Genomic DNA, 24,782 nt, shown 5'->3' with positions numbered 1-24,782 from the left:
GCCACCCCGAGCCTGGTTCTGTACCTTGCCCGCATGACTGACAACCGAAGGGGCAATGCCGCGTAGGCGCCCGTCAGCCCTGCGGGGCGACCTCCCCACCCGCCTCCTGGGGCGGCGACGGTACCGATTGATTGATCACCTTTCAGGGTCCTGCACGGCCGACTTGCGTCGGCTGGACCGGACCCGCTTCTGGCCCGAAGCTACGGAAGAAGCGTTCTGGCACTGGAAGGTCCTTGCCCACGGCCCTCTCAGGCAACTTGTAGACCCACGCATGGGTCCTGATTGCGGCCTCCCTGAGTGCGGGTGCTACGGCGCCGGCTTCCGCGGGCAGCTCGAAGCCGTGCTTCACGCACTGCCCAAGAAGAGCGCGCGTGAGTTGCGCGCCCTCGTACGTGCCCTCGACGAGAAAATCTTGGCAAGGGCTAGGGTCATCCCGGCTGACAGCCCGGAGGTGCCCTGGTGGCTAGGCCAGTTCTAAGCCCGGTCTGGCCGCTCAGGACGAGCGGTAGCGCACCAGATTGGCACCAGAACAACCGGTCAACAGCGGTCACCGCGAGCCACGCAGATACGACTCGGCTCACTCTAGATGGAGCCATTTCCCCAGGTCAGCACATCAATCACTCTCAAGGGATCCGTGATTCCCAAGCTCAGAGCGCGGGTTCGATTCCCGTCACCCGCTCCACGAGAAAGCCCCAGGCCAGCGGCCCGGGGCTTCTTTGTTGTCCAGATCGGATCAGGCTTCGCGTGCCCGTTCCGTGCCCGATGCCTGATCGTCGGGCACGGCGTCGGCCTTCTCACGCTCGGCGCGGACACGGGCGTCGATCCCGTCGGCCACCTCCCGCTGCCGCTCCAGGTTCGAGTGCTGATTGATCAGCGCTGCCCGCTCGGAGGACTGTCCCGCGCGGACCATCGTGTCCTTGAGCGTGGCACCCGACTGCGTCGAGAGCGTATGACCGGTGTGACGTAGGTCGTAGAAGCGGAAGTTCTCCGGCAGTCCGGCCGCCGCACGTGCCTTTCGCCATTTCCGCCCGAACGTGGAGCGGCGGAACGGCTTGCCCCGCTCCCCCACGAACAGCAGTCCGTCCGGCTGCTTCTCGGCATACCAGGCGAGATGCCGCTTGAGGTCCTTCTCCAGAAAGGCCGGCAGGACGAGGAACCGCTTGCGTTCGGACTTGGTGTCGCCCGGAGCCCGCCGACCGGTGGTGAGTTCAGGCTCGGCGGTCCGCACCCAGATGCCGACGTTCTCCAGGTCGACGTCCCGGCGGTGCATCGCGGCCTGTTCCTCCGGCCGGGCAGGTCCGTAGGCAGCGATGTAGACCATCAGCCGCCAGCGGGGCCCGAGGGCGTCGGCGAGTGCGTCGACCTGGGCGACGGTGGCGGTCGGACGCTCCTCGGCGGTTTCCTTGCCCGCGCCCCTGATACGGCAGGGTTGCGGCGGATCAGCTCGTCATCGGCGGCGGTCTCCATGATGGCTTTCAGCAGCCGGTATGCCTTGGCGACCGTGGTTTCCGCCCCGGTGGTGTCGAGGCGCTCCGAACGCCAAGAGCGGACGCGGGGCGGGGTGATCTCGTCCAGGTCCAGGTCCTCGAAGGCGGTCAGGATGTGGAGTCGGAGCAGCCGCCGGTACAGCTCGTCCGTAGTGGGCGAGAGACGACGCTCTTTGACCCACTGCAGCGCGTAGTCCTTGAAGTTGACCGCACCGGCCTCAGGGCCTGCCCAGTCACCGCGCCGGATCTCTGTCTGCTGCTCCGCCAGCCAGTCGTCAGCGTCCCGCGCGGTCGCGAAGGTGTGCGGCGCCGGACGGTCGAGCCGTCAGGGCCGAGCCTGGAATCGGCCAGAAGGCAGCTTCCGGATGCGGCCGAAGCGCCGCTTCTTCTTCGCCATCAGGCAGCCCTCCCGTACCGAGCGCGGCGACGGCGGATGGGCTGGACGGTGTTGCCGGTCGCAGACAGCGGACATCGTCGTGCCCGCTGCTCTGTGCGAGATCGTCTACGAGATCCCCATCAGCCGATAGCGGGAGCGATGCCCGAACCGACACCGGGCAATGCCCAGCTAGAGGCCGTCCTGCTCGATCAGCACGCCGTCGGATCCCATCATGTAGACCCGCGGCGGTCCCATCGCTTCCACTGCTCTGCGCATCTCCGCTTCCTTCTCGGCCGGGTCGGGGCCGTTCGGATCCCGTACGAGGAAGCCATGAAGTTCGATGTTCTCCGCGTCGACGTCCCCCGGCTCCGGCATGCCCTCCTGGATGAAGCCGCAGAGCGCACGCAGCGCGTCTTCGCCGAGCTCCAGAGGATGGAAGGGCAGTGCGTACGGCTCCTCTTCCTCGCCCGGCCACGGAATGATGTCCGCCGGACGATCCCCGGCCCAGTAGGGGAGTTCGAAGGAGAGCGGCTCCCCGATGTTCTCGATGATCCCGTGGTCCGGTGACAGGCTCAGAGACCGGATGAGACGTCCGTCCTCCCACACCGCGAACGCCAGCCAGTCGACCACGCTGTGCATGGCGTGCAGGACCAACCGTCGGCCGGCGCTCGCCGCGACGAGATGCTCGGGGAGCTGTGACGGGGAATCGATCATTACGCGCCGGTCGCAGACGATGTCCACGCCGGGCCAGCTTGCGGCATAGGTCGCTCCATCCGGCGGATACACGCCGTCGTACAGGTCCGAGCCCTCGCTCTCCTCGATCTCGCACCCCGGATTGAGATGCCGAACCATCACGGACGTCAGCTCCGGATCCGCCGCGCCCACGTGCCGCAGCAGGCCGGGCACATCGCCGTCGGCGTACAGGAGCAGACCGGTCTTGGCTCCCAAGGCCCCTCCCCAAACGCAATGCTCAAACGTGGCTGCACCGTATCCCTCCACTACGACACAGGAGCAGGTCATCCGCCCGGCCACTCCGGCTACTTCGGGCCGTCTCTGGGCCGTCCGAGGCCGATAGGAGGCGGCCAACGACGACAAATGTCGACTGGCAAGGGACGCCCAAGCAGCCCCCGGACCAGCGAAAATGCAGGTCGCCAAGATCCCCGGCAAGACCCAGGGCAAGAAGAAGCCCTGGGTTGGATCCGTTGACTAAGCCGACAAGTTGTGCCACGCGTGACCGCATCCGCCGGCGCAGTGCAGCGCCCGCCTGCGGGTGTCGGCAATGCTGAAGAGGGCGACGAGCAGGCGAAATGACTTCGTGAGTTCATACGCTGGAAGGTCTTCCATCCCGAAGCGCCACTTCGTGAGCATCACCGCAGGGGTGTGGGTGGGGCGGATTCCAGAGCGCGCGATGCTCTCCGGAACGTCGCCCTCGCAGGCACGGGCCTGCCCGCAGAACAGCACTAGGTTGTGCAACGCCTTGCGCTGGTCACCCTCCGACAGACTCTCGAACCACTCGACACCCTTAGCCGTGGACCTGAGCCCTTGTGCGAGTTCGTTCAGGATCACCTCGTGCGCGTACAACACAGCCTCCCACCCCCAAGCGATCAGGCCGACGGTACGCCCATGACCGTCTGGGATCAGCACAGTTTTGCGTGTTCCGCGTGCACTTCCGTGCCCGATCCGTGCCCGACAGGTCGGTAGGCCACGGTCAACAGCGGGTGCCAGGAAGAGGCCAAGGCTTCACCCTGGCACCCGTTACCGCTGGTCAGGGCGTCAACTACGCCCAGAAGCACCGTGATTCCCAAGCTCAGAGCGCGGGTTCGATTCCCGTCACCCGCTCGTGAGAGAAGCTCAGGTCAGCAACCTGGGGCTTCGTCGTTTTCCAGCCCTGCACAGCCCCCGCCTTCGATCGAGAGGGCACACCCCTTAGGGTGAACATCCGTACAGGGAGACACGTGTACGAACAGTGCGCCCGGGCGGGGGCTCAGGATGCGGAACGCCGACCTGGACGTGTCGGAGGACGGCCTCACCAGGCTGGCGAACGACCTCGACGAAATGCAGCGCTATGGAACAGCAGACCCGCGCCATGGACGAGGTCGTCGACAAGATCGCCGCGGGCTGGCAGGGACCCACCGCGTACCGCTCCCTGCGCACCGGCGTCGCCGAGGACGCCGTACTCATCCGCCAAGTGATGATCCTCCTCGAAGCGGCCATGCGCGCCTCGCGCGACGGCTTCACCAAGCAGGAGCTCGACACGCTGGCCCGGATCCGGCGGATGCAGGACGGGGAGAACGTGTCCGCCGCCGCCCGCGCCCTCACCGTGCCCGACCCTGCGCCCGTGCCGGACGCCGGCCAGCCGAAGAGCCGCATTCAGAACGTCTGAATCACGGGGGATCAGCACTATGCCGGACGATGACCGGATAACCGTCGACTTCGCCACCCTGCAACGCCTTTCGGGGAACCTGGAGGAGATCCTCCGCACCCTCAACGAGAAGCTGGACACGCTGTACGGGCGGACTACCAAGGTCGTACTGACCTGGGACGGTGAGGCCCGCGAGGCCTTCATCGACGAACTGGACAAGTGGAGTCGCTCCGCCGACGACCTCAAGGCCGCCCAGGCCTGGCTCCACGAGGTCGTCGTCAAGGGGCACCTCAACTACGCAGCGGCCAACAGGTCCGTACTCGAAGGCTGGGGAGGCGGCGCCTGATGGCCGGCCCCTCTGCTTCCGCACAGTCACCGGGCGGCAACGGAACCATCGACGTCAAGCCGAGCGACCTGTGGTCGGTCTCCGGCCGGGTCGCCAGGCAGCAGGACTTCCTGGTGCGGGCCGCCACCAGGCTCATGTAGGAGCTGGGCAAGTATCCCGACGCCGGGGGCGCCGGTGCCGAGGCCCAGAGGTTCGCCCAGGCGTACAAGAAGATCGGCGACCGCTGGCTGGAGGTCTGGGGCCGGTCCGTACTCAGCGTCGGCGGCGTCGCGGTCGGGTTCACCGAGACGGCCAACGCCTACACCAGGGCGGACGCGGCGGCCAACCCCAAGCCGGGCGTCACGGCCGAGCAGCGCCCGCGGCCCGCGGTCATCGACAAGGCCCCCGACTTCGGCCCCATACCCCTCATCAAGTGGGGCGACGACGACGGCAGCGACGACATCGAGCGGCGCATCATGGAGGGCATCCCCGAGATCGTCCGGGACGTCCTCCAGCCGCTCTGCAGGAACGTCTTCCGGATCGGGCGGGTCGCGGACGTCTTCCCGTACCCCCAGCAGCACTACCTCAACTCCCTGTGCCACAGCTGGATGAACGTCTCCATCGCCGCGACGAGGGGCGCGGACGAGCTCACCCAGGTCGTCGGCGCCATCACCAATCACCAGCAGGCGGAGTGGGAAGCCGCCATGCGAAGCTTCTGCAGCGCCCTGTGGGGCGCGACCTCCTGGGGTCGGTCGCGGCACGGCAAGCAGTGGGGCCAGACGGCCAACTCCGGTCCGGGCACGCCCCAAACCCCTACCGGCAGCCAGCCGGTCTTGGCCGTACTGAAGGACACGGCCGACGACATCGCCACCATCCTGCGCGAGTACGCCGAGGCGGCCGTCGACCTGAACCGCGACGTCGAGGACGAACTCCACCGCGCCATGTTGCAGGCCGCCAGGGAGGTCATCGAAGACCTGGCGAAGCCCAAGGGTCCCAAAAATCTCCTCGGCACCGTCACGTCGTTGATCGGCAAGGGCGCGGGCCTCATCCTGTCGTTCGACATCAAGACCGTCCTGAACATCAACACGGTCAAGCTGAACCGCATCGTCGACACGTACACCGGCATCCTCGACGGTCTGACCACCCGCATGGAGGCGCTGAAGGGGCCGCTGGACGAGGCGTACCTGAGCGCCCCCAAGTTCGAGGCCGGCGTCGCCCGCGCCCAGGGCTTCGGCATGCGCGCCCTGGAGGAGTTCAAGGAGTCGCAGGTCTGGCTGAAGGTGGACTCCAGCGGGAATTACGACCTGAGCCTCGCCGCCAACGAATACTTCGAGCACGGCCACACCCTTGACCGACACGTCGGCAAGACCGACGAGCAGCTGGCGCAGCGTCTGCGCGACCAGCAGACGGCCGGGCCGACAGCGGCGTGGCCGCACGGCAAGCCGTATCCCAAGGCCGCTTCGTCGTTCCCCGACTACCAACGGCCGAGGAGCTGACCGAGTACAACCTCAACCAGAACAAGGCCGCCATCGAGGCGTGGATCCAGGGCCCGCCGCCCGCGGCCGACGGCGACGTCAAGTCGTTCTACTCGACGGCGGCCAACGGAGAGACGAGCGGCCGCAGAGTGTTCAAACAGCCGGTGGACCCGAACGACCCCACGTCCGGCTACAAAGAGGGTGGGATGGGCGCCAAGGCGTACGACGTGAACGGCATCGACACGCGCATCCGGTACGACAGCGGCCGCACTCCGCCGTTCACCGTCATGACGTCGATGCCCGCGAAGTCCTAGCGCCCCGCCGAGGAAGGCCAGCACCACATGTCCGTCGACCAGACCTCCTGGGAAGCCGCTGTACGTCACCTCTTCGAGGACGCGTACCCGTACGACGCCACGGGCCCGCGCCGTCACGAGGAATGGGTCCTCGACGTCCTCCCGCTGATGGCGCGGGCCGTGCCGGACCCGCGGGGCTGGGCGGTCCTCGACGACGCGGCGCTGAGCCCGGAGCGCGAGGCGTCCCCGTACCCGTTCGCCGTCCACCCGCCGGAGTACGTCGCGCGGCGTCTCCACCCGATCGACCGGGCCAGCGCCGAGAACCTGCTGCTGGCCCTCACGGACGACGGCTGCACCCTGTCGAACCTGCGGCGGTTCGCGGAGAGCGAGGAGGAGCTGCGGGCGATGGCGCGCACGATCCTCGCGCGGTACGGAGACGAGGCCACCTACCACACCAACGTCAGCAGGCACGGTCCTGTGCCGGGCACCCTGGACTTCACGACGTCGCACTGCGGGTACAGCCCGCTGAGCGTCTACACGGAGGACTACGGCCTGATCGTCGTCTCGGAGACCGAGGTCGGCATTTTCTGGAACTTCGCCGACTACTGACCCAGCCGCCGACCAGGTGATTTTGAAAGGATGCCCTCGTGCTGACCCGTTCCGCTTCCTACTCCGACCGGGAGACCGCCCAGTGGGCGACCCAGCAGGTGGTGACCGCCAACGAGCAGGTCATCCACCGCTGGCTGGCCCAGGGCACCCGGCCCCGGCTCACCATCGAGGCGGCCTGGCCGTCGCGGAAGGAGCCCGTGGGCCGGGTCCAGCTGGAGGGAGACCTGCTGGCCGGCCTCGGGCCCGTCGCCGGCCATTGGCAACACGTCGGCCTTCTCACGCTCGGTACGGATCCGGGCGTCGATCCCGTCGGTGCTGTGCCGGCTTCACCCAGGAGGAGACCAAAGACGTCCAAGCCCTGATCGTCCTCGCTCGCCGACACGTCGACGTCCTCTGGGCCCACTCCGAGAGCGATGCGCATCCACCATCCATCTGCCTGGCCCGACAAGGGATTCAGTAAGCTGCGGTGACCCAGGAGGCGCAGCCGGTGAGCATCGGACCAGAACGATCGGCCTGGGAAGCGACGCACGACAGCAACACGCTGCAGCGGTGGCTGAAGGACCACAACTGCCATGGGAGCGACGCTGTGTTCGTGACCATGCGACTCCTGAACTGCGGACTTGCTGAGGCTGGACGCATGTACTTCGCCGCCCCGTGCCGCCAGGCCGAACGCGACTTCCACAATCAGGCTATGGACGACCTTGAGGCCACCGGCGAAGACGTCTGACAGCGTCGGGGCCACCCGCCGACCACCATGACTCGGGTCCGCCGGCCTCGTCTCCTAGTGGCCGTAGATGTGCCCTCGCACCAGTGGGTCGTTCTCCAGTATGAAGTCCGAGACCTTCCAGAACTCGTTCAAGCGCGGGTGCTGCAGGGCGGCCTCGCGATCGAGTTTGAGCCCGAAGAGCGGACCGTCGGGGTGGGCCAGGCCGGCGGTCACAAGCGTGGAGGCAGGCGTGGTCTGCCCCACCACCGGACCGATGCGGCAGGCGAAGGCGACGTGGTCACTCCACTGGTCAGGTCCCTCACCCCACGTCCCGAAGATGACGTCTATCCAGGCATCGTGATCGCGGTCGGTGTGGTGATAGCAGTTCGCGAAGTACACGGCGTGCGGAGCACCGTCGGCGTGGACGAAGTCCCACGCCCGCTCAATGGGAGCGTCGCAGCAGTCGCACGTGAACTCACGTGTCTGGCGGTCGGGACCGAAGGTCAGCAGCATGCGGCACATGATGCTCGACCCGGCGATCGGCGCACCCGGCGGGGCCACGTGGCGCCGGTCGAGAGACTGGAGTTCGTGGGTCGTCGATGTGGACCGTGATCTCGGACCCCGACGTCGAGCTGAAGGTAGCGACGTTCTGGGACAGCTGAATCCGATCAAATGGGTTGGATTCCGTGAAGAACATCGCCCAAATCAGCACATGGTCAGCGGTCAGACGCGCGATGAACCCCTCCGACCCGTAGGAACCCTCGCCGCCCCACAGCAGCCCCTTCTCGCCCAGGTCCACCGCGGCAAGCCCATCGACCGAAGACACCCACGACGGGTCCCTTTCCAGCATCTCGTTGAGGTCGAAGGGAGCGAACACCCTGAATCCCCCCGGCACGTCGAGGTCGAGGGTGACGTCGCAAGAGTGCCCGTCGGCGAAGTGGAGTGCATCCTTGATGGGGAGCTCGGAGTCTTCCCACAGGCTTTCAATCACCGTCATTGCTCTAGATTTCCCGTTGCGCACGTGCCCCGGCCTCTCCTGGGGGAGCTGCCGGGGCAAACCGGCTCGCCCAATTCGCTCTGCTCCACGCGGAGTTCATGCGCCTCTGAACCTATGGGACTCCGCCTCCCCACTCATCCCCCCTGCGGCAGCAGGCCTGCGCCTGGCGCGGCGCCAACTGTCGCCGCTTCAGAGCGTCGTGAATTGCCAAGCCGAGGTCCTCCGCCCCCCGTAGAGCTCAGGTGCTGTCGGTGGAGTCTTCTACTGTCACGCCTCATGGGAAACTACTTTCAGACCGTCGTCGACGTGGATGCCACGCCGGCAGACGCGGCAGACCTCGCTGCTCTCGGCCTTGACTGGCTCGTCAGGGAAGGGATAGTCCGCGCCGAGCGCACGGACTGTGTTCTCGGCGCCCCGCTGGGACATCCGCCCGGTCCTCTCTGGGCCAAGGCGGTGGCCCAAGCGGACTGGGAGCCCAGCGACGGACTCAAGATCGAGACGGGCCGAACCGTCTTCCACGGCGGGCAGGGCGACGCCATGTACGCCGTGTGCCCTCACTGTGCCGGCCGCGTGGACCTGTACACCGATGAGTGGGACATGATCGAGGGCGCCTGGGAGCCCTTCGGAAGGGCCATCGACACCTGGGACGACACGGGCCGAGCCGCCGTTACGTGCCCACGCTGCGGTCGAGCCGGTGACCTGACCGCGTGGGCCTGGGGCGACGACTACTACGCATTCGGCTACCTGGGCTTCGAGTTCTGGGACTGGCCCGAGTTCAGCCCCGGCTTTCTTGAACGATTCGCACGCGCGCTGGGTGGCCATCGCACGATCCTGGTGGGAGGCAAGCTCTGAGGAACGGGGTTCGCGCGACCGCTCACCGCCCCGCCTTCCGGCTGGGCCTTTCGTACCGCCCGGCCCGGTAGGCGGCGGGGCGTCCGCGCTCGGCGCGGCGGACCGCGGGGGTCATGGCCGTCGCGGCGGCCAGGAGGACCGCTCCGAGGAGCAGCCAGCCCGCCGGGCCGAAGGTGACCAGCAACGTGGTGGCGAGGGCCGGGCCCAGCGTGCGGGCCACCGGGATGCCGGAGCCGAAGAAGCCCTGGTACTGGCCGATCCGGTCGGGCGGTGCGAGGGAGAAGCTGATCTGCCACGCGCCGGCCGAGTGCTGCATCTCCGCGGCGACCTGGAGCGCCGCCCCAAGGGTCAGTACGGCGAGCGCCGACCAGGCGGAGAGGCCGGACAGGGCGGTCGTGGCGAAGACCGCGCACGACGCGAGCATCACAAGTCCCGATCTGCGAACGGCGCGGGTCGCCGTCGCGGTGTCGGTCACCTTCCGGGCCACGCGGACCTGACAGAGCGTCACCGCCAGGGTGTTGAGGACGAAGAGCGCCGACACCGTCCAGTCCGGCGCCTCCGTACGCTCGGCGATCCACAGCGGCAGGGCCAGACTGAGCAGCGGCAGCCGCAGCAGCAGGACTGCGTTCAGCAGCGTGACCAGCACGTAGGGGCGGTCGCGCAGCACCGCGAGCCCTGACTTGCCCGGCACGGTGCCCGCGCCCGGCGGTACGGGCAGTACCCGCGGCAGCCTGTGGAGGATCAGCGCACACGCCAGGAAGCAGGCCGCGTCGAGGGCGAAGACGGCGAGATAGGCGGCGCGGGTGCCGGCGTGCAGGGCGAGCCCGCCGAGAGCGGCCCCTACGGCGAGCCCCGCGTTGAGCGTCGCTTGGAGCCGCGCCAGAACGCCTGTGCGCTCCGACGGTTCGACCAGCCCTGCGAGCAGCGCCTGCCGGGCGGCCGCCAGTCCGCACTGGGCCGTGGTGTACAGGCAGGCGGCGACCAGGAACGGCACGAAGGAGCGTATGAAGAGGAACGCGACGACCGTGGCGCTCGTCGCCAGAGCCAGCAGCAACGCGGTGCCGCGCGGCCCTCGGCGGTCCGCGAGCTGCCCGAGCGGTACGCCCGCCAGGGAACCCACGCCCCAGGCCGTCGTCAGGCCGAGGCCGATCTGCCCGGCCGACAGCCCGACGACCTGTGAGAAGTACAGCGCCGAGCAGGTGTAGAAGGCTCCGTCCCCGATGGAGTTGGCCAACTGTGCGGCGGCGAGCACACGAGGCGCGGCTCGGTCCGTGGACGTCGGACGCGGTGGCGAGACAGGCATGCCCATGACGCTAGACGCGTGATCACGGGCTGCCTTGGGCCAGTTCTTGTACCGGTTCGAGGGCCATTCACGCCGTGGTGCCCTCGGCCCCGGACTCTCCGTCCAGGGCTGCCGTCCGGCCACCCCGCGCCGCCGCTCCACCGCGGACGGGACGGTGGGGCTACGTGGTGCGCCTGCGCCGGCGTCCGTCTCGTGTCAGAAACGCGATCAGGGCGGTCACGCCGGCGGTCACGGCGAGGCTGCCGGCCATGACCATCAGCACGCCGACCATGAAGAGGCCGCTGGAGTCGTCCGACCAGTCGTAATAGGCCGCGGCGGTCAGACCGACCGGGATGCCGGCCACGGCCGCTATGTAGTTCCGGGACACCGCCCCGTACACCAGCGCCAGCAGGGTCAGCACCAGGCCGATCACCTGCCACGCCTCGTACGGGCCGGTCGTCGAGCCGTCCGGCTGCACGTCACGCTGCTGGTCCCAGCCCAGCCAGGCGGCCCATGCCCCGACCGAGAGCGCCGCCAGTACGAGGCCTGCCGCCAGCTGGGGAACGAGTTTCGCAAGTCCTTGTCGCATGGCTCCAGCGTCCCGGCTCGTGCCATGACGGGCCAGGGCGCACGTACTCAGTTCCGACCAGGTATTTCGACGCGGATGAGCCGCTCCTTGGCGTCGCGCCCGGGCACAGCGGAGAGGTACGGCGACCTGTGGCCGTACCTTCCGGGGCCGGGGCCGCATGGTGATCAGTTCGGACGGAGAGGTTGTACGCCGTGTAGTGCCGGGACACGGCGGAGCGCCGAGCGGGGGGCGCCGGGTGCGCCCCCCTGGCTCGCGACGGGTGTTACGCGGGGGCCGCCTCCGTCTCCGGCACGGGCTCTTCGGCCGGTTCGACCGTTGCCGTTCCGTCCCGGCTGATCAGGCAGACGACCGCACAGGCTGCCGCCACCGCGGCGGCGGCGTACCAGTTGGCGCCCGGGACGCCGAGGGAGAGCGACAGGTCGAACAGGACGCCGGCGAGGAGCGAGCCGACCATGTTGCCCGCGCTGCGGAAGAAGTGCATGGCGCCCATGGCCTTGGCGAGTCGCTGCTCGGGGACCTTGCGGGCGACCCAGATGTCGAAGGAGGGCACGAAGAGGACCTCGCCGAGGACGACGACGAGGCAGCCGACGATCACCCAGGCGGCACTGCGGCCGGCGCCGAAGGCGAGGAAGGCGGCGGTCATGCCGGCCAGGCCGACGGCCATGGCGGCGCCCGGACGCACGTGCTTGATCAGGAACTTGAAGAGGGGGTACTGGAGCACCAGGACGCTCAGACCGGTGATCCAGAACGGTGCGGACGGCGCCCACTGCGGCGCGTACTCCTCCATGTGGAGCGGAATGCCGACGAGGAAGCCGATCGAGAGGAACCAGAACACGGCCGAGAGCAGGAAGTACCGGGTGGCTCCCCGTACGTCGATGCCCTTGAACACGGTCAGGCTGAACAGCGGCTTGGGCGCCTGGGCCGCCTCGGCCGCCCGCGCGTCGGCCGCTGCCTGTGTCTCGAACCCGTCGCGCGGGATGAACGCCGAGGACGCGAGGCAGAAGCCGATGAAGATGGCGAACACGACGCTGAAGAGGGTGCGCAGCTCCACGTCGGCGAGCAGACCGCCGAGCAGCGCACCGCCGAACAGGCCCACCTGCGCCGACATCTGGAAGGTGGAGAACGCCTTGGGCCGCTCGTCGTCCGGGTAGGAGACGAGGATGTTCTTCAGGCCGGGGAAGGCGGTTCCGGAACCGAATCCGATGAAGAACGCGAGCACGCTGTAGACGAGCACGCCGCCGCTGAAGCCCATGGCGCCCAGCGCCACCGCCTCCATGGCGGTGCCGAGGAACACCGCACCCCGGATGCCGATGCGGGCCGCGGTCCCCTCGTAGAAGAACGTGGCGAGCAGACGGCCCACGTACGTCATACACATGACCACGCCGGCCCAGAAGCCGCTGTCGGTGCCGCCGAGCGAGGCGAGGAGTACGGGGAACCAGATGAAGTTCCCGATGTGGGCGAGGAAGATGCCGGCGTTGACGCCGATGAGCGCCCGCCTGCGTTCGATGGTCATAGCGCGACCTTTCCCTTGGACTCGGTGGCGCGGAGGTCCGCGATGGCGCGCGCGACGGCGGGCCGGTCGACCGGTACACCCCGGACGACGGTGGCCAGGGGCAGTGCCGAGAGCGGCTTGCCGGGTGCGTGCAGGTTGTACGTGGCCGCCGCCCCAGGGCTCAGGGGGTGGGCTCCGGCGGTGTCGCCGCGCAGTTCGTCGAAGTAGCGGCGGCCGCCGACCGTGGCCTGCCGGCGCAGCGCTCCGGCCGACGAGAGGTCGTCGCCGCGCAGCAGGTCGAGCTCGCTGAGGAGGGAGTAGCCGTGGTAGGCGCCGGTGTTGCCGGAGTCGGTGCCGACGAGCAGGTTGCCCTGGCGCAGCGCGGTGAGGGCGTTGCGCCGCATGTCGGCCAGTGCGGCGGTGCGGGTCTCCTGACAGCCGTACTCGATCCCGAAGGGCTTCTCGATGCCCTGGACGAATGCGAGGTTGTCGCGGTCCTGGGTCTCGGCGAATCCCTCGCGGCCGTAGTCGGCGAGGAACTCCTCCCGGGTCATGACCATGGGGCTCAGTCCGGCGAGGGTGGAGACGAACCGGGCGCCCTCGAGCCGCTTCCAGTCGGCCGCGTCCAGGGTCCGGTCCCGCACGGAGTGGGCGAAGAGACGGAATCCGCAGTCGTACGCCCAGAGGGTCTCCTGGAGCGTGTTGCAGTCGATGACCGCGGTGATGCCGCGCTCGGCGGCGATCCGGGCGGTGAACTTGAGGACCCGCTCGGACAGGCGGGAGAAGCGTACGGGGGTACCCGGCTGCTCCGTGCCGTCCGTGAACATGACCTTGAGGAAGGTGCCGCCCCGCTCGGTGTTGGTGCGCAGCGCGTGGTCCAGGTCCGCCTCGACGGCGAGCATGTGGACGGGCGCCGGGAATTCGACGCCGTGCCCGCGCAGTCCGGCCGCGTTGGTCATCGCCGTCACCGCGTATCCGCAGTGGGCGATCTCGGGGTACGGCCAGGGCGAGGTGCGGCTGCCGGCTTCCCAGGCGTCGGACACCAGGGGGAAGCCGAACATGTCCACCACGTGGGTGACCCCGTGGTAGAGGTACTGGAGGGCGACGATCCGCGGGTCGTCGACGGAGTCGTCCCAGTTGGCGGGCAGCGAGACATGGGCGTGGGTCTCGGTGTAGCCGGGCCACAGCTCCGTCTCGCCTCCGCCGCGTGTGCCCGAGGGTTCGATGCGGGTGAAGACGCCGTCCTCGGTGGTGACGTCGAACAGCGCCGCGTCGTCGAGGGCGGGCACGGCCACGCCCCGGAGGGTCGCGGGCGGCGCCTGGCGGTGGGCGGTCGTGTTCATCGGGCCACGTCGACCTTCATCCGCAGGTCGATGCCGTCGAGGGCCGCCTCGCAGCGCTTGTTGACCTCGTCGCGGTCGGCGCCGGTGAAGATGATGTGGCCGATCCAGTCGAAGTTGCTGCGGGACAGCCGGGTGACCGGGGTGCCCGGCTTCTTGTAGGCAAGGGCGCTGTGGAAGCCGGGGAGCTCCTCGATGGAGTCGAAGCCGATGGCCTCCACGGTGCCGGCGACGGGGGCGCCGAACCAGTGGCCGCCGGCGGTGGTCTCGCCGGGGAAGGGGAGTTCGGGCCGCTCGCCGAGGGCCTGCCGGATGACCTCGAGGTAGGGATCGACGCCGGAGGTGATCTGCATGAGGCTCGGCACGATCCCGCCGATGAGACGGCCGTTGACCTCGCACAGCACCGGTCCGTCCGCGCCGAGCAGGTACTCGGTGTGGATGAAGCCGAAGTCGACGCCGAGTTCGTTCAGTACGCGGGTGGTGGTGGCGAACAGCTCGTCCTGGAGCGGGTGTCCGCCGAAGTAGGTGGCGCCCATCTCGATGAAGTGCGGGAACCCGCTCAGCGGCCGGTCGGTCAGGCCGAGGTTGACGACCTCGCCGTTGCCGAGGACGCAGGACTCCACGGAGATCAGCTCGCCGGTGACGAACTCCTCGATGAGGATGTCCGGGATGCGTACGACGCCGCGGCCGTAGTCGACGACGTCCGCCAGTTCGGCCAGGTAGTCGCGCAGGTCGTCCTCGTCCTTGAGGTGCAGGACGTGCAGGCTTGCCGTGCCGTCGGAGGGCTTGACCACGCAGGGGAAGCCGATCTCGCGGACGGCGGCCTCCACCCCGGCCGGGTCGGCGACGTGGGCGAAGCGCGGCTGCCGTACGCCGGTGCCGTCCAGGGTGAGGCGGGTCAGGTGCTTGTGCCGGGCGTTGCGGGCGCCCTCGACGCTCATGCCCGGCAGGCCGAGCGCCTCGGCGACCGCCGCGGTGTGCACGGTGTGGTACTCGCTGTAGGTGGTGACGCCGTGGACCGGCTTCTCGGCGTGCAGGCTGCGTGCGAGCGCCGTCAGGTCCTCGATGGAGAAGGCCTGTTCGCTCTTGACGACCTGGCACCTGGGGTGCGCGTAGGCGGCCTCCGCCAGGGGCGAGACGCCGAGGTAGAAGTCGGGGTCGACCGACACGAGGGTGACGTCGTGGCCCAGTTCCAGGGCGTTGGCGATGCCGGCGATCCCGTTCGGGTTGCATTCGATCATGAGGATATGCATGGGTGTGTACTCCTGAGGTCTCGTGGTCGCTGCCGGTTGTGTGGTGTGCGGCAGCGCGGGGACGCGGTGGGTGGGGGATGCGCGTGATGGCGTCGGGTGCGGGTGCTTCCGGGCGTCCGGGGCTCAGCGGGCGGCGGCTCCGGAGGCTGCCGCCGGAGCCCGGGACCCGGCCCTGTCCACGGCCGCGAGCACGGCGGGCAGGTCGAGGCCGAGCGCGGCCATGACCTCCTCGTGGTCGCCGCCCCGGTAGGGCCAGCTCTGGTCCGCGCTCACCGACGTGACCTCGCACCGGGGCATCAACAGCGCGAGACCCTCGGCGATACCGCCCTGGCCCCGGTGCTCCTCGATGACGACGAACCGGCTGTGGTGGCGGGCCAGTTCGGCGGCGGCCAGGGTCAGGTGCGCGTGGTCCAGGTAGACAAGGTGCGCGTGGGCGGCGCCGGGCACGGCCGGCCGGGCCGCCATGGCCAGGCGGGTGCCCTCCTCCCCCACCGACACCAGGCAGACCTCCTCGGGTCCGGAACGGAACTCCCAGTTGACCAGGGGCGGTTGCTCGCCCGTCCAGTCGATCGAGTCGTACGCGGCGTTGCGGCCCGTGCGGATGTAGTGCGGCTTGCCGGAGCGCACGGCCGCCCGGACCACCGCGCGCATCTCGGCCTCTCCGTAAGGGGCCGCGATGGTCACGCCGGGGACGCTGCGCAGGATCGCCAGGTCCTCCAGGCAGTGGTGGGTGGTGCCGAACCACGCTCCGGAGACACCCGCGTAGGGCGCCACGACGGTGACCCCGGCGGACAGATAGCCGAGGGTCAGCTTCAGGCTCTCCGCCGCCCTCAGGGCCGCGAACGGCGCGAAGGTGCTGGCGAACGGCTTGTGGCCGCCTGCGGCGAGGCCCGCCGCCATGTCGACCATGGCGCCTTCCGCGATGCCGAGGTTGAAGAACCGTTCCGGATGGGCAGCCTGGAAGGGGTGGCCCTTGCCGCCCAGGTCCGCCTCGAGGCACACGATGGAGTCGTCGTCGGCAGCGAGCCCGGTGAGCTCGTCCCGGTAGGCGTCCCGGCCGGAGAGAGTCATCGGATCGCTCGCTTCCACTTGGCGGCGCGCGCGGCGTCGATGGTCACGTAATGGGAGGCGGCCTTTCCCTCCACGGCCGGCACGCCCTTCCCCTTGACGGTGTCCGCCACGACGGCCAGCGGCCGGCGGGCCGTCGACCGGTCCGCGGCGAACAGCGCCGTGAGGGCGGCGAGATCGTGACCGTCGGTCTCCGCCACCTCGAACCCGAAGGCGGCGAACCGGTCGGCGAGGCGGGGCAGCGGCGAGATGTCGGCCACCGGCCCGTCGTTCTGGCCGCCGTTGCGGTCCACGACGAGCACGAAGTTGCCCAGCCCCTGGGCAGCGGCGACCTGGCAGGTCTCCCAGACCAGACCCTCCTGGAGCTCACCGTCACCCGCGACGGCGATGCCGAGCCCCGGCCGGCCCGCGATCCGGCGGGACAGCGCCCACCCGGCGGCGTACGGCACTCCGTGGCCGAGGCTCCCGGTGGGGAACCGGACACCGGGCACCTTGGGGCCGGGGTGTCCGGTGTAGGGCCCGTCCGCCATGCCGTACAGCGGGGCGGGGTTCTCCGGCAGGACGCCGCTGACGTGCAGGGCGGCGTAGAGGCCCGCGGCCGCGTGGCCCTTGCTCAGGACGACCTCCGTGCCGTCGCCGGCCGAGACCCGGTGCAGCGCCGCGATCAGGATGTCGAGCACGGACAGGCTGCCGCCGAGGTGGCAGCCGCGCGGGCTCGCGGCCATGTCGACGACCAGCCGCCTGGCCTCCGCCGCGCGTGCGGCGAGGGTGTCCAGGACGGGCAGGGTCTCCGGCGGGTCGAGTACGGCGGTCATCAGCGGCTCCCTTCGGGCAGGGCGAACCATCGGTTGACCGCGTCGGCGAGCAGCGAGCGGGCGGTGCGGTACTCCATGCCGCCGATGCGCTCCTCGTCGGTGTGGTCGAGCGAGGAGTCGCCGGGCCCGTACGCCACCATCGGCACGTCGTGCCAGGTGGTGGCCAGCGTGTTCATGTCTGAGGTCCCCTTCTTCACCACGAAGCGGGGCCTGATCCCGGCATCGGCGAAGGCCCGGGTGAAGGCCTTGACCAGCGGGCCGGAACGGCTGCCGGCGTAGCCCGGGGTGGCGCGCAGCACCTCGATCTCCACGCCCTCGCGGACATGGCCGAGCGCGGCGGTGCGCAGCGCTTCCAGGTCGGCCGTGGGCGGCACCCGGAAGTTGAGGATCCCGGTGGCCCGGTTCTGCTCGCGCCCGGTCGCGCAGGTGATGTCGATGACCGCGCTCAGGGCGTCGGGCGCCTGCGCGAGGACCGAGGCACGGATCTCGCCGAGGGCCCCGATCAGGTGGTCCGGGGCGGACACCGCGTCCATGCCGGCCGAGTGCCCGCTGGGCACGGACGCGGTCACCTCGAGCTTGAACAGGCCGAAGTAGCCGAGGGTCAGGGTCCGCGAGCCGCTGGGCTCACCGATGACGACGGCGTCGGCCGGATAGGTGTCGCGCACGTGGAAGGCGCCCTTGGAGGAGGAGATCTCCTCCTCGACCGCGCCGATCGCGCACAGCTGGCCGTCCTCCGGGATGTCCGCGTGCGCGAGCACCTCCAGGAAGCTCGCCAGGCTGCCCTTGGCGTCGACGCTGCCGCGTCCCCACAGTTCGTCCTCGCGCCACTCGGCGGGCCAGTGGTGCGGCACCGTGTCGAGGTGGCCGAGGAGCAGCAGCCGCCGGGGGCCGTCGCCGCGGGTCGCGACCAGGTTCCCCGCCTCGTCGACCCTGGCCCTCATGCCGCGCTCCTCGCACCACTCGGCCAGGAACGAGGCGAGTTCCGCCTCGTCGCCGGAGACCGAAGGCACGGAGACCAGCCGGGTGAGCAGGCCGAGGTCGGCGGCGGGTTCCCTGGTGCGCCAGAAGCGGGTCCAGCCCGCCGGCTCCGTCATGGTGTGCGGACCGGTGACGGCCACGTCCGCGCTGCCCTCCAGGGCGATCTCGGCGGCGCGGACCTTCTGGCGCATCCTGCCGCCCGCGTACTGCGCGCCGTCGCCCGGATAGGCGTTGCACAGGGTCGAGCGGGGGTCGTCCGGGTCGGTCAGCAGTCCGGGCGTGCCGGTGACCAGCCGCAGATGGTCGGCGTGCAGGGCGTTGGAGAGGACCGCGGCGAGGACGTCTGCGTCGACGTTCAGCGGCGGCTCGCCGGCCCGGCCCGCCACCGGCGGCGACAGGCACACCACGTCGTAGGTGTCGAGCAGGGCGTTCAGCCGTACGGTGTCGACGTCGGCGGGAACTCCGGCGCGGTGGTCGCGGACCACGACGGGACGGCCCTCGGGGGACAGTGCCTTCAAGGGGCGGTTGGCCCGGCCGGTCACCAGGCCGCCGCGCGCGGCCACGGCGGTGAACACGCTCAGCCCGAGGGTCCGCAGGCCCTGCTCCACGGCGGGCAGGGTGACCCGCTCGTAGGCGTCGACCAGGTGCGTCATCTCCTCGGGCGGGCAGTAGCGGACCGAGTCGCCGCCTGTGAGCCGCAGTTGCGGCATCGGCCGGCCGATCGCCGAGTAGTGCCGCTCGATGCCGGTGGCGCCGCCGGTGACCAGGAGTACCCGGGCGCCGCGGGCCACCACGTCCGCGATCTCCTTGTGGATGGTCTCGCGGTCGAGCGTCGCGCTGCCGACCTTGATCACGTAGAGGGGCCGGGTCATGGCGACACCGCCGTGGTGGGCAGCCCGGACGTCTCGTCGAAGCCGAAGATCAGGTTCATGGCCTGCACGGCCTGGCCGGCAGCGCCCTTGATCAGGTTGTCGAGGGCGGCCACGGCGACGCACTGGCCGTCGCGGACCGCGATCGCGACCTCGGCGACGTTCGAGCCGACGACGGCCTTGAGCATGGGGAAGTCCTGCGGCACCTTGGGCGCCGGCCGGACCCGCACGAACGGCTTGCCGACGTATGCCTTGGCGTAGGCGCGCTTGACGTCCAGCGCCGCTACGCCGGGCCGCAGTTCGGTGTACGCGGTGACCATGATGCCGCGGGCCACGTCGAGGCTGTGGGTGGAGAACCGCAGGTCCATGGCCGCGCCGGTGTGGTCGGCGATGGCCTGGCGGACCTCCGGCGCGTGCCGGTGCCCGTACAGCTTGTGCACACGGAAGTTGCCGCTGCGCTCCGCGGGCGGCTCGCTGCCGCCGCGGCCCCCGCCCGTGGAGCCGGTCTTGGCGTCGACGACCACAGGGCCGTCCACGAGGGACTCGGCGAACAGCGGGTACAGGGCGTAGACGCTGGTGACGGCCATGCAGCCGGGCAGGCTGATGAACCGGCTCTCCGGGACGCCGTCGCTGAGCTCGGGGACGTAGTAGGCGAAGTCCTCCGACGGCGGGTGGGCGGCGGTCCGCGGATAGTGCGTCAGGACCTCCGCGCTGTCCCGCAGCCGGAAGTCGCCACCCAGGTTCACGACCCGCTTGGCGTGCTCGGCGATCAGCGGCAGCTGCTCGGGGAGGGCGCCGGTGGGCAGGCAGCCGAAGGCGATGTCGACGGCGTCGATGTCCGCCAGCTGCGCCAGGGGGCGGAACTTGAGCCCGGCCGCCTTGGGGTGGTTGCGCAGCCAGGGATGGACGCTGCCGATGGTGGCGCCCGCGCTGCGCTCCGCGGAGAGGAAGGCGAGCTCGACGTGCGGGTGCTCCAGCAGGAGCCGGATCATCTCGCCGCCGGTATAACCGCTGGCGCCGATGACGGCGACGCGGATCGTCTCGTGAGAGGTCTCAGCCAAGACGGGCCGCCTTCTCGTACGGGCGGCGGTAATCGCCCTGTTCGACGAGCTTGCGGATGGCGTCCGGGCGCCGGGCGACCTTCCGGAAGGCGTCGGCGTAGCGCAGGATGCGCTCGTACTCGACCGGGGAGCGCAGCTCGCGGCAGAGGACCAGGGTGCTGTCCAGCATCCCCAGGGTGACGGGGAAGTCCTCCGGGCGGTGGTCGCGCACGGCCCCGGGGTTGAGGGTGAACGGGTAGCCGCCTCCGAAGCCGTCCCGGTGCCGGAAGGGCAGGTGGCACGGGAGCGGGGTGTTCTGCCACTCGCGGGCGGGGACGCCCTCGGCGACGAGCAGTTCGTGCACCGCCTCCTTGACGGCATGCACCGGGAGGTCGCCGAGTCCCACGGCGTCCGGGTGCAGGGTCATCCGGTACATGTTGTACGCGTGGACATGCCCGTCCGGGACGTGCGGCGGGGTGAACAGGCCGGTCTCGCGCAGGGCTTCGCCGATCAGGGCGGCGTTGCGGGCCCGGATCTCGTCGTAGTAGGGCAGGCGTGCCAGCTGGCTGGTGCCGAAGGCCGCGGCGACCCACGACATGCCGTAGTCGATGCCGTGCCGATTCAGATAGGCGACGGCCCGGTCGTACGCCTCCTCGGTCGAGAAGAAGGCGATACCGCCCTCGCCGCCGAGCGGGAAGTTCTTGTCGGCCATCAGGCTCTGTCCGGCGGCGTCGCCGAAGGAGCCGGCCAGCCGGTCTCCGATCTTCGCGGAATGGGCGTGCGAGGCGTCCTCGACGAGCGCGATGCCGTGGCTGTCGGCCAGGGCGCGCAGCGCGGGGACGTCCGCGGGCAGGCCGTGGACGTGCACCGGCATGAGCGCCCGGGTCCGGTCGGTGATCGCGGCGGCGGCGGCCCGCGGGTCCATGCAGTACGTGACCGGGTCGATGTCGACGAACACCGGGATCGCGTGGGCGGCGACGACGGCCTGGGCGGTGGCGATGAACGTGAACGCGGGGACGATGACCTCGTCACCGGGCTGCACGCCGGCGCCCACCAGCGCCATGTGGAGGCTGGAGGTGCCGCTGGCGGTGGGCAGGGCGTACCGGGCGCCGACGTAGGAGCGGTAGGCCTCGGCGAAGCCGGCGACGACCTTCTCGGGCGTCTGCCGCTGGGCGAGCATCAGGTTGAAGACGTCTTCCTTGGTGATGACCGGGAAGAGCGTGCGGCGCATGGCCTTGGGGATCATCGCCCCGCCGCCGAGGGCGGCGAGTTCCGCTTCGAGGTCCGTGGCGTCGGGGAGCGGCAGCGGTGCCGCCGGGAAGTCAGTGATCATGAGCGTGCTCCGGAAGTGGCGGCGGGACGCGCCGCTCGGGTCAGGGCCATCCGTGCGCAGGCGGCCACCAGGGGGCTCAGCCGGTAGTTGAACTGGACGCCGGGCACCAGCGAGGCGTCGGCCTCCTCCTGCGTCCACATCGTGCGCAGGTCGTAGGCGCCGAAGATCTTCAGCCGCTCGGCGCGGGCCCAGAGCCCGGCGTCGTCGGTCAGCACGGCCGCGGCCGGTCCGAAGCCGAGCCCGGTCAGGTCCACGACCAGCGCGGGGGCACTCGCGCCGGCGGCCAGTTCGGCCAGCCGGTCGGCGTTGGTCGCGTCCAGTGCCACGTGGTCGTAGGCGACCGGCCGTGCGCCCTCTTCGTCCACCGCGGGCTCCACGGTGACGCCGAGCCAGTTCAGGAACGCTTCGGTGGCCGCGTCCGGCTCGGGCAGCGACACGGTGTCGCCGTGGCCGATGCCCTGGCCGGCGAGGGCCGCGTGGACGGCCCCCGTACGGCTGTTGAGGAGGACCGCCTTCGCGCGTCCGGTCTGCTTGGTCAGCAGCCTTTCCAGACCGGGCAGTTCCCGGTCGCTCTTCTCGATGCTCATGACCACGCCCGAGGTGAGGACGCGAGTGAGCACCGTCGCTGTGTCGAACAGTTCCATGGGTCGTCTCCGTGTCACGCGGCCGCGGCCGCGAGCTGCTCCGCGACGTGGGCGGCGAGGTGGCCGGCCACGTTGACTCCGTGCTGGGCGGAGGAGCGGGCGAATTCGGGGTTGGCATTCACTTCGAGCACGAGCAGCTCACCGGTGGTCCGGTCCTCGACCAGGTCCACTCCGTAGAAACCGGGGCCGAGGATGTCGACGACATGGCCGCAGAGCTTCTCGATCTCCGTGGTGACCTCGATCCGCCGGACCTCCGCCCCGAGGTGGGTATTGGTACGCCAGTCGGTCGAGACACGCTGGATCGCCACCACGGGGGTGCGTCCGACGACGACCACGCGCAGGTCGTGGCCGGGCTTGTCGATGTACTCCTGCACGACGACGGGGAAGAGCTTCCCCGCGGCGTCGGCGGACTCGCGGCCGCCGGCCCAGGCCTCCACACACTCCGCGTTGGCCATCTTGGTGACACCGCGCCCCCAGGACCCGCTCACGGGCTTCACCACGGCGGGCAGGCCGAGTTCGGCGACGCTCGCGTGCACCTGCTCGTAGCTGAAGGCGTGCCGGGTGACCGGGTGGGGGACGCCGTGGCGCTCGAAGAGCAGCGCCTGAAGTCCCTTGTCGTTGCAGGTCTCGATGGTCGCCGACCGGTTGAGGGTGGTGGCTCCGGCGTGCTCCAGCCGGCGGGAGACGCTGATCGCCTCGCGGTGGGAAAGATTCCTGATGAGGACGAGACCGGGCGGGCCCGTGCGGCCCGCCACGACCTCGGCCAGATCCTTCACGAGCAACGGCCTTGCCGTCAGACCCTCGTCACGCAGTGCGCCGAGGAGGAGCTTCTCGTCGGGGCGCAGCATCGTGACCGAGAGCAGGACCTGGTCGGCGGAAGTCACTCGCCCCAGTCCTCTTCCACCTCGGGGGCGAGGTCCAGCCGCGCGCCGGCGGCGGACTTCTCCACGACCTCGTGCTCCTGGCCGCAGGCCGCGCACTCGGTGATCTCGCCCATTTCCCAGGCTTCCTGGACCTCGAATTCCGTGTCGCACACGAGGCATTTCGGAGCCGCAATGGCGGTGGTCATTTTTCGAAACTCCTTCTGTAAATCGGCATGCTGATACGGCCGGCGGCGCGGGAGTCCCGCGGAGCGGGGCCCGCGTGCGCGGACTCCGCTCCGCCGCACGGCGGTCCGGGTGGTGAAGGTGTGCTGAAGGTGCCCGGTGAAGGCGCGCCTGGTGGGGCAGGCGTGCCTGGTGGGTCAGACCCAGCCCGGGTCCTGCGGGCCCGACGTTCCGGTTCCGGCGACTGCGGCCCGGTCGGCGTCACCCGGAACGACGGAGAAGGCGATCAACGCGGCGGCGGCGATCACGCACGCTGCGAAATACTTGCCTGAACGCGTGACGTACTTCATTTCGTGTCCCCCCTGGACGGTCAGTGGTCAGCCGTTCGCGTGCCGCTGTCCACATGAAGAGACTGCCCTGAGAAGGACATTGCCGGAAGGAGTGACAGGGGTCATGATCATGCAGTGCAGAAAGTCGAAGGGGGCGGCAGATGTGCAGCAAAACGGATATAAGCGAAGACAGCGCACATGTAGAGATCTGCGCTGAGGGGATGGCGGTCTACCGGACCGCCCTCGTGGCGGGCAGGATCGCACGGGCAAAGGCCCCCGCGTGCCTGCCGGACCTCGGACTGCTGGTGCCCGCGGTGGACGATCCCGAGGCCATGGTGCCCGTACCGCCGGCCGTCGCCGAAGCGACGCTGGTGCGCCCCTTGGAGCGGCGCGTCAACGAACAGCAGCGGACGGTGGCCACACTCCGCGCATCCATGTCCCAGGGGGAGAGCGTCTACCGGGGCCTGCGGGAGGGAAGCCACGCCGTTCAGCGGCTCACCGGAGCGGCGATGATCGCCGCGGCGGTGGAGGCGGAGGCACAGTCCGCCACGCGCGAGACACTCACCGCGCATCCCGGTGGGGGCCGTCCGGAAGAAGTCCTCGCCAAGTCCTTGTCGTACACGCTGGAGGCGAAGAAGCGCGGCGTCAGGCAGCGGACGCTTTACCAGCACACGGTACGGACGCACGGCCCGACGCTCGACTACATCAAGGCCGCCACCGGCGCCGGGGCCGAGGTGCGCACCGTCGACGAGGTCTTCGACCGGCTGCTCATCTGGGACCGCTCGGTCGCCTTCATCCCCGACAAGGAGAAGGAGCATCACAACCACGCCCTGAGGGTCACCGACCCGGGCATCGTGCACTTCCTCGTCTCCGTCTTCGAGCACGCCTGGGACCGTGCGGAACCGGTCGTCTACGAGCCCGACCAGCAGCGCCCCAAGATCCTCACCGACGAGACACGCCGGCGGGTGCTGCGGATGATGGTCGACGGCTACACCGACGCCGCCATCGCGGCCCGGCTCGGAATGAGCGTTCGTACCGTGGCGACCCACCTGAAGAAGGTCTCGGACGCGCTGGGCAGCAAGAGCCGGGCGCAGCTCGCGTATCTGACCGCCCAGAGCGGTCTGCTGGACGGGTCCCCGGGCCCGGACTGCCACTGCGGCACCGGTCGGCACGACTCCCCGCACGACTGATCACGGCGGACACGCGCGGCACGTCGTCCCAG

The 24,782-nt window shown here is 69.9% G+C and carries 27 protein-coding genes and 1 pseudogene; 10 read left to right on the top strand and 18 right to left on the bottom strand.

What is annotated here, in order from left to right; genetic code table 11:
• Nucleotides 1-733: 733 nt before the first annotated feature.
• The 3 genes and pseudogenes from ACTMTU_RS12070 to ACTMTU_RS12060 all read right to left on the bottom strand — a co-directional run bounded on the left by ACTMTU_RS12070 (nucleotide 734) and on the right by ACTMTU_RS12060 (nucleotide 3,507).
• Nucleotides 734-1,884: pseudogene (locus tag ACTMTU_RS12070) on the bottom strand (site-specific integrase).
• Between the two features lie 168 nt (nucleotides 1,885-2,052).
• Entirely contained in the window at nucleotides 2,053-2,811 is a 759-nt protein-coding gene (locus ACTMTU_RS12065; protein WP_441263471.1) for a DUF6928 family protein, read from the bottom strand.
• Between the two features lie 258 nt (nucleotides 2,812-3,069).
• Nucleotides 3,070-3,507 carry a DUF5958 family protein gene (locus tag ACTMTU_RS12060; RefSeq protein ID WP_441263470.1) on the bottom strand — a complete coding sequence of 146 codons (438 nt, stop codon included), beginning with the start codon at nucleotides 3,505-3,507 and terminating at the stop codon, nucleotides 3,070-3,072.
• Between the two features lie 421 nt (nucleotides 3,508-3,928).
• Here ACTMTU_RS12060 and ACTMTU_RS12055 point away from each other — a divergent pair, with 421 nt between their 5' ends.
• From ACTMTU_RS12055 to ACTMTU_RS12020, 8 genes are all read left to right on the top strand, one after another.
• Nucleotides 3,929-4,246 carry a WXG100 family type VII secretion target gene (locus ACTMTU_RS12055; protein WP_441263469.1) on the top strand — a complete coding sequence of 106 codons (318 nt, stop codon included), beginning with the start codon at nucleotides 3,929-3,931 and terminating at the stop codon, nucleotides 4,244-4,246.
• A gap of 19 nt (nucleotides 4,247-4,265) precedes the next feature.
• Complete coding sequence (locus ACTMTU_RS12050; protein WP_441263468.1) at nucleotides 4,266-4,571, top strand: WXG100 family type VII secretion target; 306 nt, start codon at nucleotides 4,266-4,268, stop codon at nucleotides 4,569-4,571.
• Nucleotides 4,571-4,711 carry a hypothetical protein gene (locus ACTMTU_RS12045; protein WP_441263467.1) on the top strand — a complete coding sequence of 47 codons (141 nt, stop codon included), beginning with the start codon at nucleotides 4,571-4,573 and terminating at the stop codon, nucleotides 4,709-4,711. The genes ACTMTU_RS12050 and ACTMTU_RS12045 overlap by 1 nt, the downstream gene beginning before the upstream one ends.
• Nucleotides 4,712-5,026: 315 nt before the next feature.
• A complete protein-coding gene (locus ACTMTU_RS12040) occupies nucleotides 5,027-6,046 on the top strand; it encodes an RNase A-like domain-containing protein (protein ID WP_441263466.1) in 1,020 nt (339 codons plus the stop codon).
• Nucleotides 5,977-6,339 (top strand): hypothetical protein, encoded by a 363-nt coding sequence (locus tag ACTMTU_RS12035; protein ID WP_441263465.1) that lies wholly within the window; start codon nucleotides 5,977-5,979, stop codon nucleotides 6,337-6,339. Before ACTMTU_RS12040 ends, ACTMTU_RS12035 begins: the two co-directional genes overlap by 70 nt.
• Nucleotides 6,340-6,366: 27 nt before the next feature.
• A complete protein-coding gene (locus ACTMTU_RS12030; RefSeq protein WP_441263464.1) occupies nucleotides 6,367-6,927 on the top strand; it encodes a hypothetical protein in 561 nt (186 codons plus the stop codon).
• Nucleotides 6,928-6,965: 38 nt separating this feature from the next.
• A complete protein-coding gene (locus ACTMTU_RS12025; protein WP_441263463.1) occupies nucleotides 6,966-7,289 on the top strand; it encodes an RNase A-like domain-containing protein in 324 nt (107 codons plus the stop codon).
• Nucleotides 7,290-7,414: 125 nt separating this feature from the next.
• Complete coding sequence (locus tag ACTMTU_RS12020; protein WP_441263462.1) at nucleotides 7,415-7,654, top strand: hypothetical protein; 240 nt, start codon at nucleotides 7,415-7,417, stop codon at nucleotides 7,652-7,654.
• 54 nt (nucleotides 7,655-7,708) lie between these two features.
• Here the strand turns inward: ACTMTU_RS12020 and ACTMTU_RS12015 are convergent, their stop codons facing one another.
• A complete protein-coding gene (locus ACTMTU_RS12015) occupies nucleotides 7,709-8,146 on the bottom strand; it encodes a hypothetical protein (RefSeq protein WP_441263461.1) in 438 nt (145 codons plus the stop codon).
• Nucleotides 8,109-8,630: a hypothetical protein gene (locus tag ACTMTU_RS12010; RefSeq protein ID WP_441263460.1), complete on the bottom strand. Its 522-nt coding sequence runs from the start codon at nucleotides 8,628-8,630 to the stop codon at nucleotides 8,109-8,111. Before ACTMTU_RS12010 ends, ACTMTU_RS12015 begins: the two co-directional genes overlap by 38 nt.
• A 276-nt stretch (nucleotides 8,631-8,906) precedes the next feature.
• On the opposite strand from ACTMTU_RS12010, the gene ACTMTU_RS12005 reads away from it, so the two are divergent.
• On the top strand, nucleotides 8,907-9,482 hold the full coding sequence (locus ACTMTU_RS12005) for a hypothetical protein (protein ID WP_441263459.1): 576 nt from the start codon (nucleotides 8,907-8,909) through the stop codon (nucleotides 9,480-9,482).
• A 22-nt stretch (nucleotides 9,483-9,504) separates the two neighbouring features.
• Here ACTMTU_RS12005 and ACTMTU_RS12000 read toward each other — a convergent pair whose 3' ends face one another.
• From ACTMTU_RS12000 to ACTMTU_RS11940, 13 genes are all read right to left on the bottom strand, one after another.
• The gene (locus ACTMTU_RS12000; protein WP_441263458.1) at nucleotides 9,505-10,785 is read right to left on the bottom strand and encodes an MFS transporter; all 1,281 of its coding nucleotides are present in this window, start codon (nucleotides 10,783-10,785) and stop codon (nucleotides 9,505-9,507) included.
• Nucleotides 10,786-10,945: 160 nt separating this feature from the next.
• Nucleotides 10,946-11,353, bottom strand: a complete 408-nt coding sequence (locus tag ACTMTU_RS11995; RefSeq protein WP_441263457.1) for a hypothetical protein — start codon at nucleotides 11,351-11,353, stop codon at nucleotides 10,946-10,948.
• Nucleotides 11,354-11,615: 262 nt separating this feature from the next.
• Nucleotides 11,616-12,866, bottom strand: a complete 1,251-nt coding sequence (locus ACTMTU_RS11990) for an MFS transporter (protein ID WP_441263456.1) — start codon at nucleotides 12,864-12,866, stop codon at nucleotides 11,616-11,618.
• The gene (locus ACTMTU_RS11985) at nucleotides 12,863-14,188 is read right to left on the bottom strand and encodes a hydrolase (protein WP_441263455.1); all 1,326 of its coding nucleotides are present in this window, start codon (nucleotides 14,186-14,188) and stop codon (nucleotides 12,863-12,865) included. Before ACTMTU_RS11985 ends, ACTMTU_RS11990 begins: the two co-directional genes overlap by 4 nt.
• Nucleotides 14,185-15,438, bottom strand: coding sequence for an ATP-grasp domain-containing protein (locus tag ACTMTU_RS11980; RefSeq protein WP_441263454.1), 1,254 nt, complete (start codon nucleotides 15,436-15,438; stop codon nucleotides 14,185-14,187). Before ACTMTU_RS11980 ends, ACTMTU_RS11985 begins: the two co-directional genes overlap by 4 nt.
• Before the next feature lie 123 nt (nucleotides 15,439-15,561).
• Nucleotides 15,562-16,509 (bottom strand): transketolase, encoded by a 948-nt coding sequence (locus ACTMTU_RS11975; protein ID WP_441263453.1) that lies wholly within the window; start codon nucleotides 16,507-16,509, stop codon nucleotides 15,562-15,564.
• On the bottom strand, nucleotides 16,506-17,321 hold the full coding sequence (locus tag ACTMTU_RS11970) for a thiamine pyrophosphate-dependent enzyme (protein WP_441263452.1): 816 nt from the start codon (nucleotides 17,319-17,321) through the stop codon (nucleotides 16,506-16,508). The genes ACTMTU_RS11975 and ACTMTU_RS11970 overlap by 4 nt, the downstream gene beginning before the upstream one ends.
• Nucleotides 17,321-19,171, bottom strand: coding sequence for a M20/M25/M40 family metallo-hydrolase (locus tag ACTMTU_RS11965; RefSeq protein ID WP_441263451.1), 1,851 nt, complete (start codon nucleotides 19,169-19,171; stop codon nucleotides 17,321-17,323). The genes ACTMTU_RS11970 and ACTMTU_RS11965 overlap by 1 nt, the downstream gene beginning before the upstream one ends.
• Nucleotides 19,168-20,229, bottom strand: coding sequence for an N-acetyl-gamma-glutamyl-phosphate reductase (gene argC, locus ACTMTU_RS11960; RefSeq protein WP_441263450.1), 1,062 nt, complete (start codon nucleotides 20,227-20,229; stop codon nucleotides 19,168-19,170). The genes ACTMTU_RS11965 and argC overlap by 4 nt, the downstream gene beginning before the upstream one ends.
• Nucleotides 20,222-21,541 (bottom strand): DegT/DnrJ/EryC1/StrS aminotransferase family protein, encoded by a 1,320-nt coding sequence (locus tag ACTMTU_RS11955; RefSeq protein ID WP_441263449.1) that lies wholly within the window; start codon nucleotides 21,539-21,541, stop codon nucleotides 20,222-20,224. The genes argC and ACTMTU_RS11955 overlap by 8 nt, the downstream gene beginning before the upstream one ends.
• The gene (locus tag ACTMTU_RS11950; protein ID WP_441263448.1) at nucleotides 21,538-22,185 is read right to left on the bottom strand and encodes a degT/DnrJ/EryC1/StrS aminotransferase; all 648 of its coding nucleotides are present in this window, start codon (nucleotides 22,183-22,185) and stop codon (nucleotides 21,538-21,540) included. The genes ACTMTU_RS11955 and ACTMTU_RS11950 overlap by 4 nt, the downstream gene beginning before the upstream one ends.
• 14 nt (nucleotides 22,186-22,199) lie before the next feature.
• Nucleotides 22,200-23,069, bottom strand: a complete 870-nt coding sequence (locus ACTMTU_RS11945; protein ID WP_441263447.1) for a RimK family alpha-L-glutamate ligase — start codon at nucleotides 23,067-23,069, stop codon at nucleotides 22,200-22,202.
• Nucleotides 23,066-23,254, bottom strand: coding sequence for a lysine biosynthesis protein LysW (locus ACTMTU_RS11940; RefSeq protein ID WP_441263446.1), 189 nt, complete (start codon nucleotides 23,252-23,254; stop codon nucleotides 23,066-23,068). The genes ACTMTU_RS11945 and ACTMTU_RS11940 overlap by 4 nt, the downstream gene beginning before the upstream one ends.
• Before the next feature lie 527 nt (nucleotides 23,255-23,781).
• Between ACTMTU_RS11940 and ACTMTU_RS11935 the strand changes: the two genes are divergently transcribed.
• The gene (locus ACTMTU_RS11935; RefSeq protein ID WP_441263445.1) at nucleotides 23,782-24,750 is read left to right on the top strand and encodes a LuxR C-terminal-related transcriptional regulator; all 969 of its coding nucleotides are present in this window, start codon (nucleotides 23,782-23,784) and stop codon (nucleotides 24,748-24,750) included.
• Nucleotides 24,751-24,782 lie beyond the last annotated feature (32 nt).

The sequence above is a fragment of the Streptomyces sp. OZ13 genome (genome assembly GCF_052068155.1).
GTDB lineage: Bacteria > Actinomycetota > Actinomycetes > Streptomycetales > Streptomycetaceae > Streptomyces.
The sequence above is the reverse complement of the archived record's forward strand: the minus strand, read 5'-3'. Positions and strand labels throughout refer to the sequence as shown.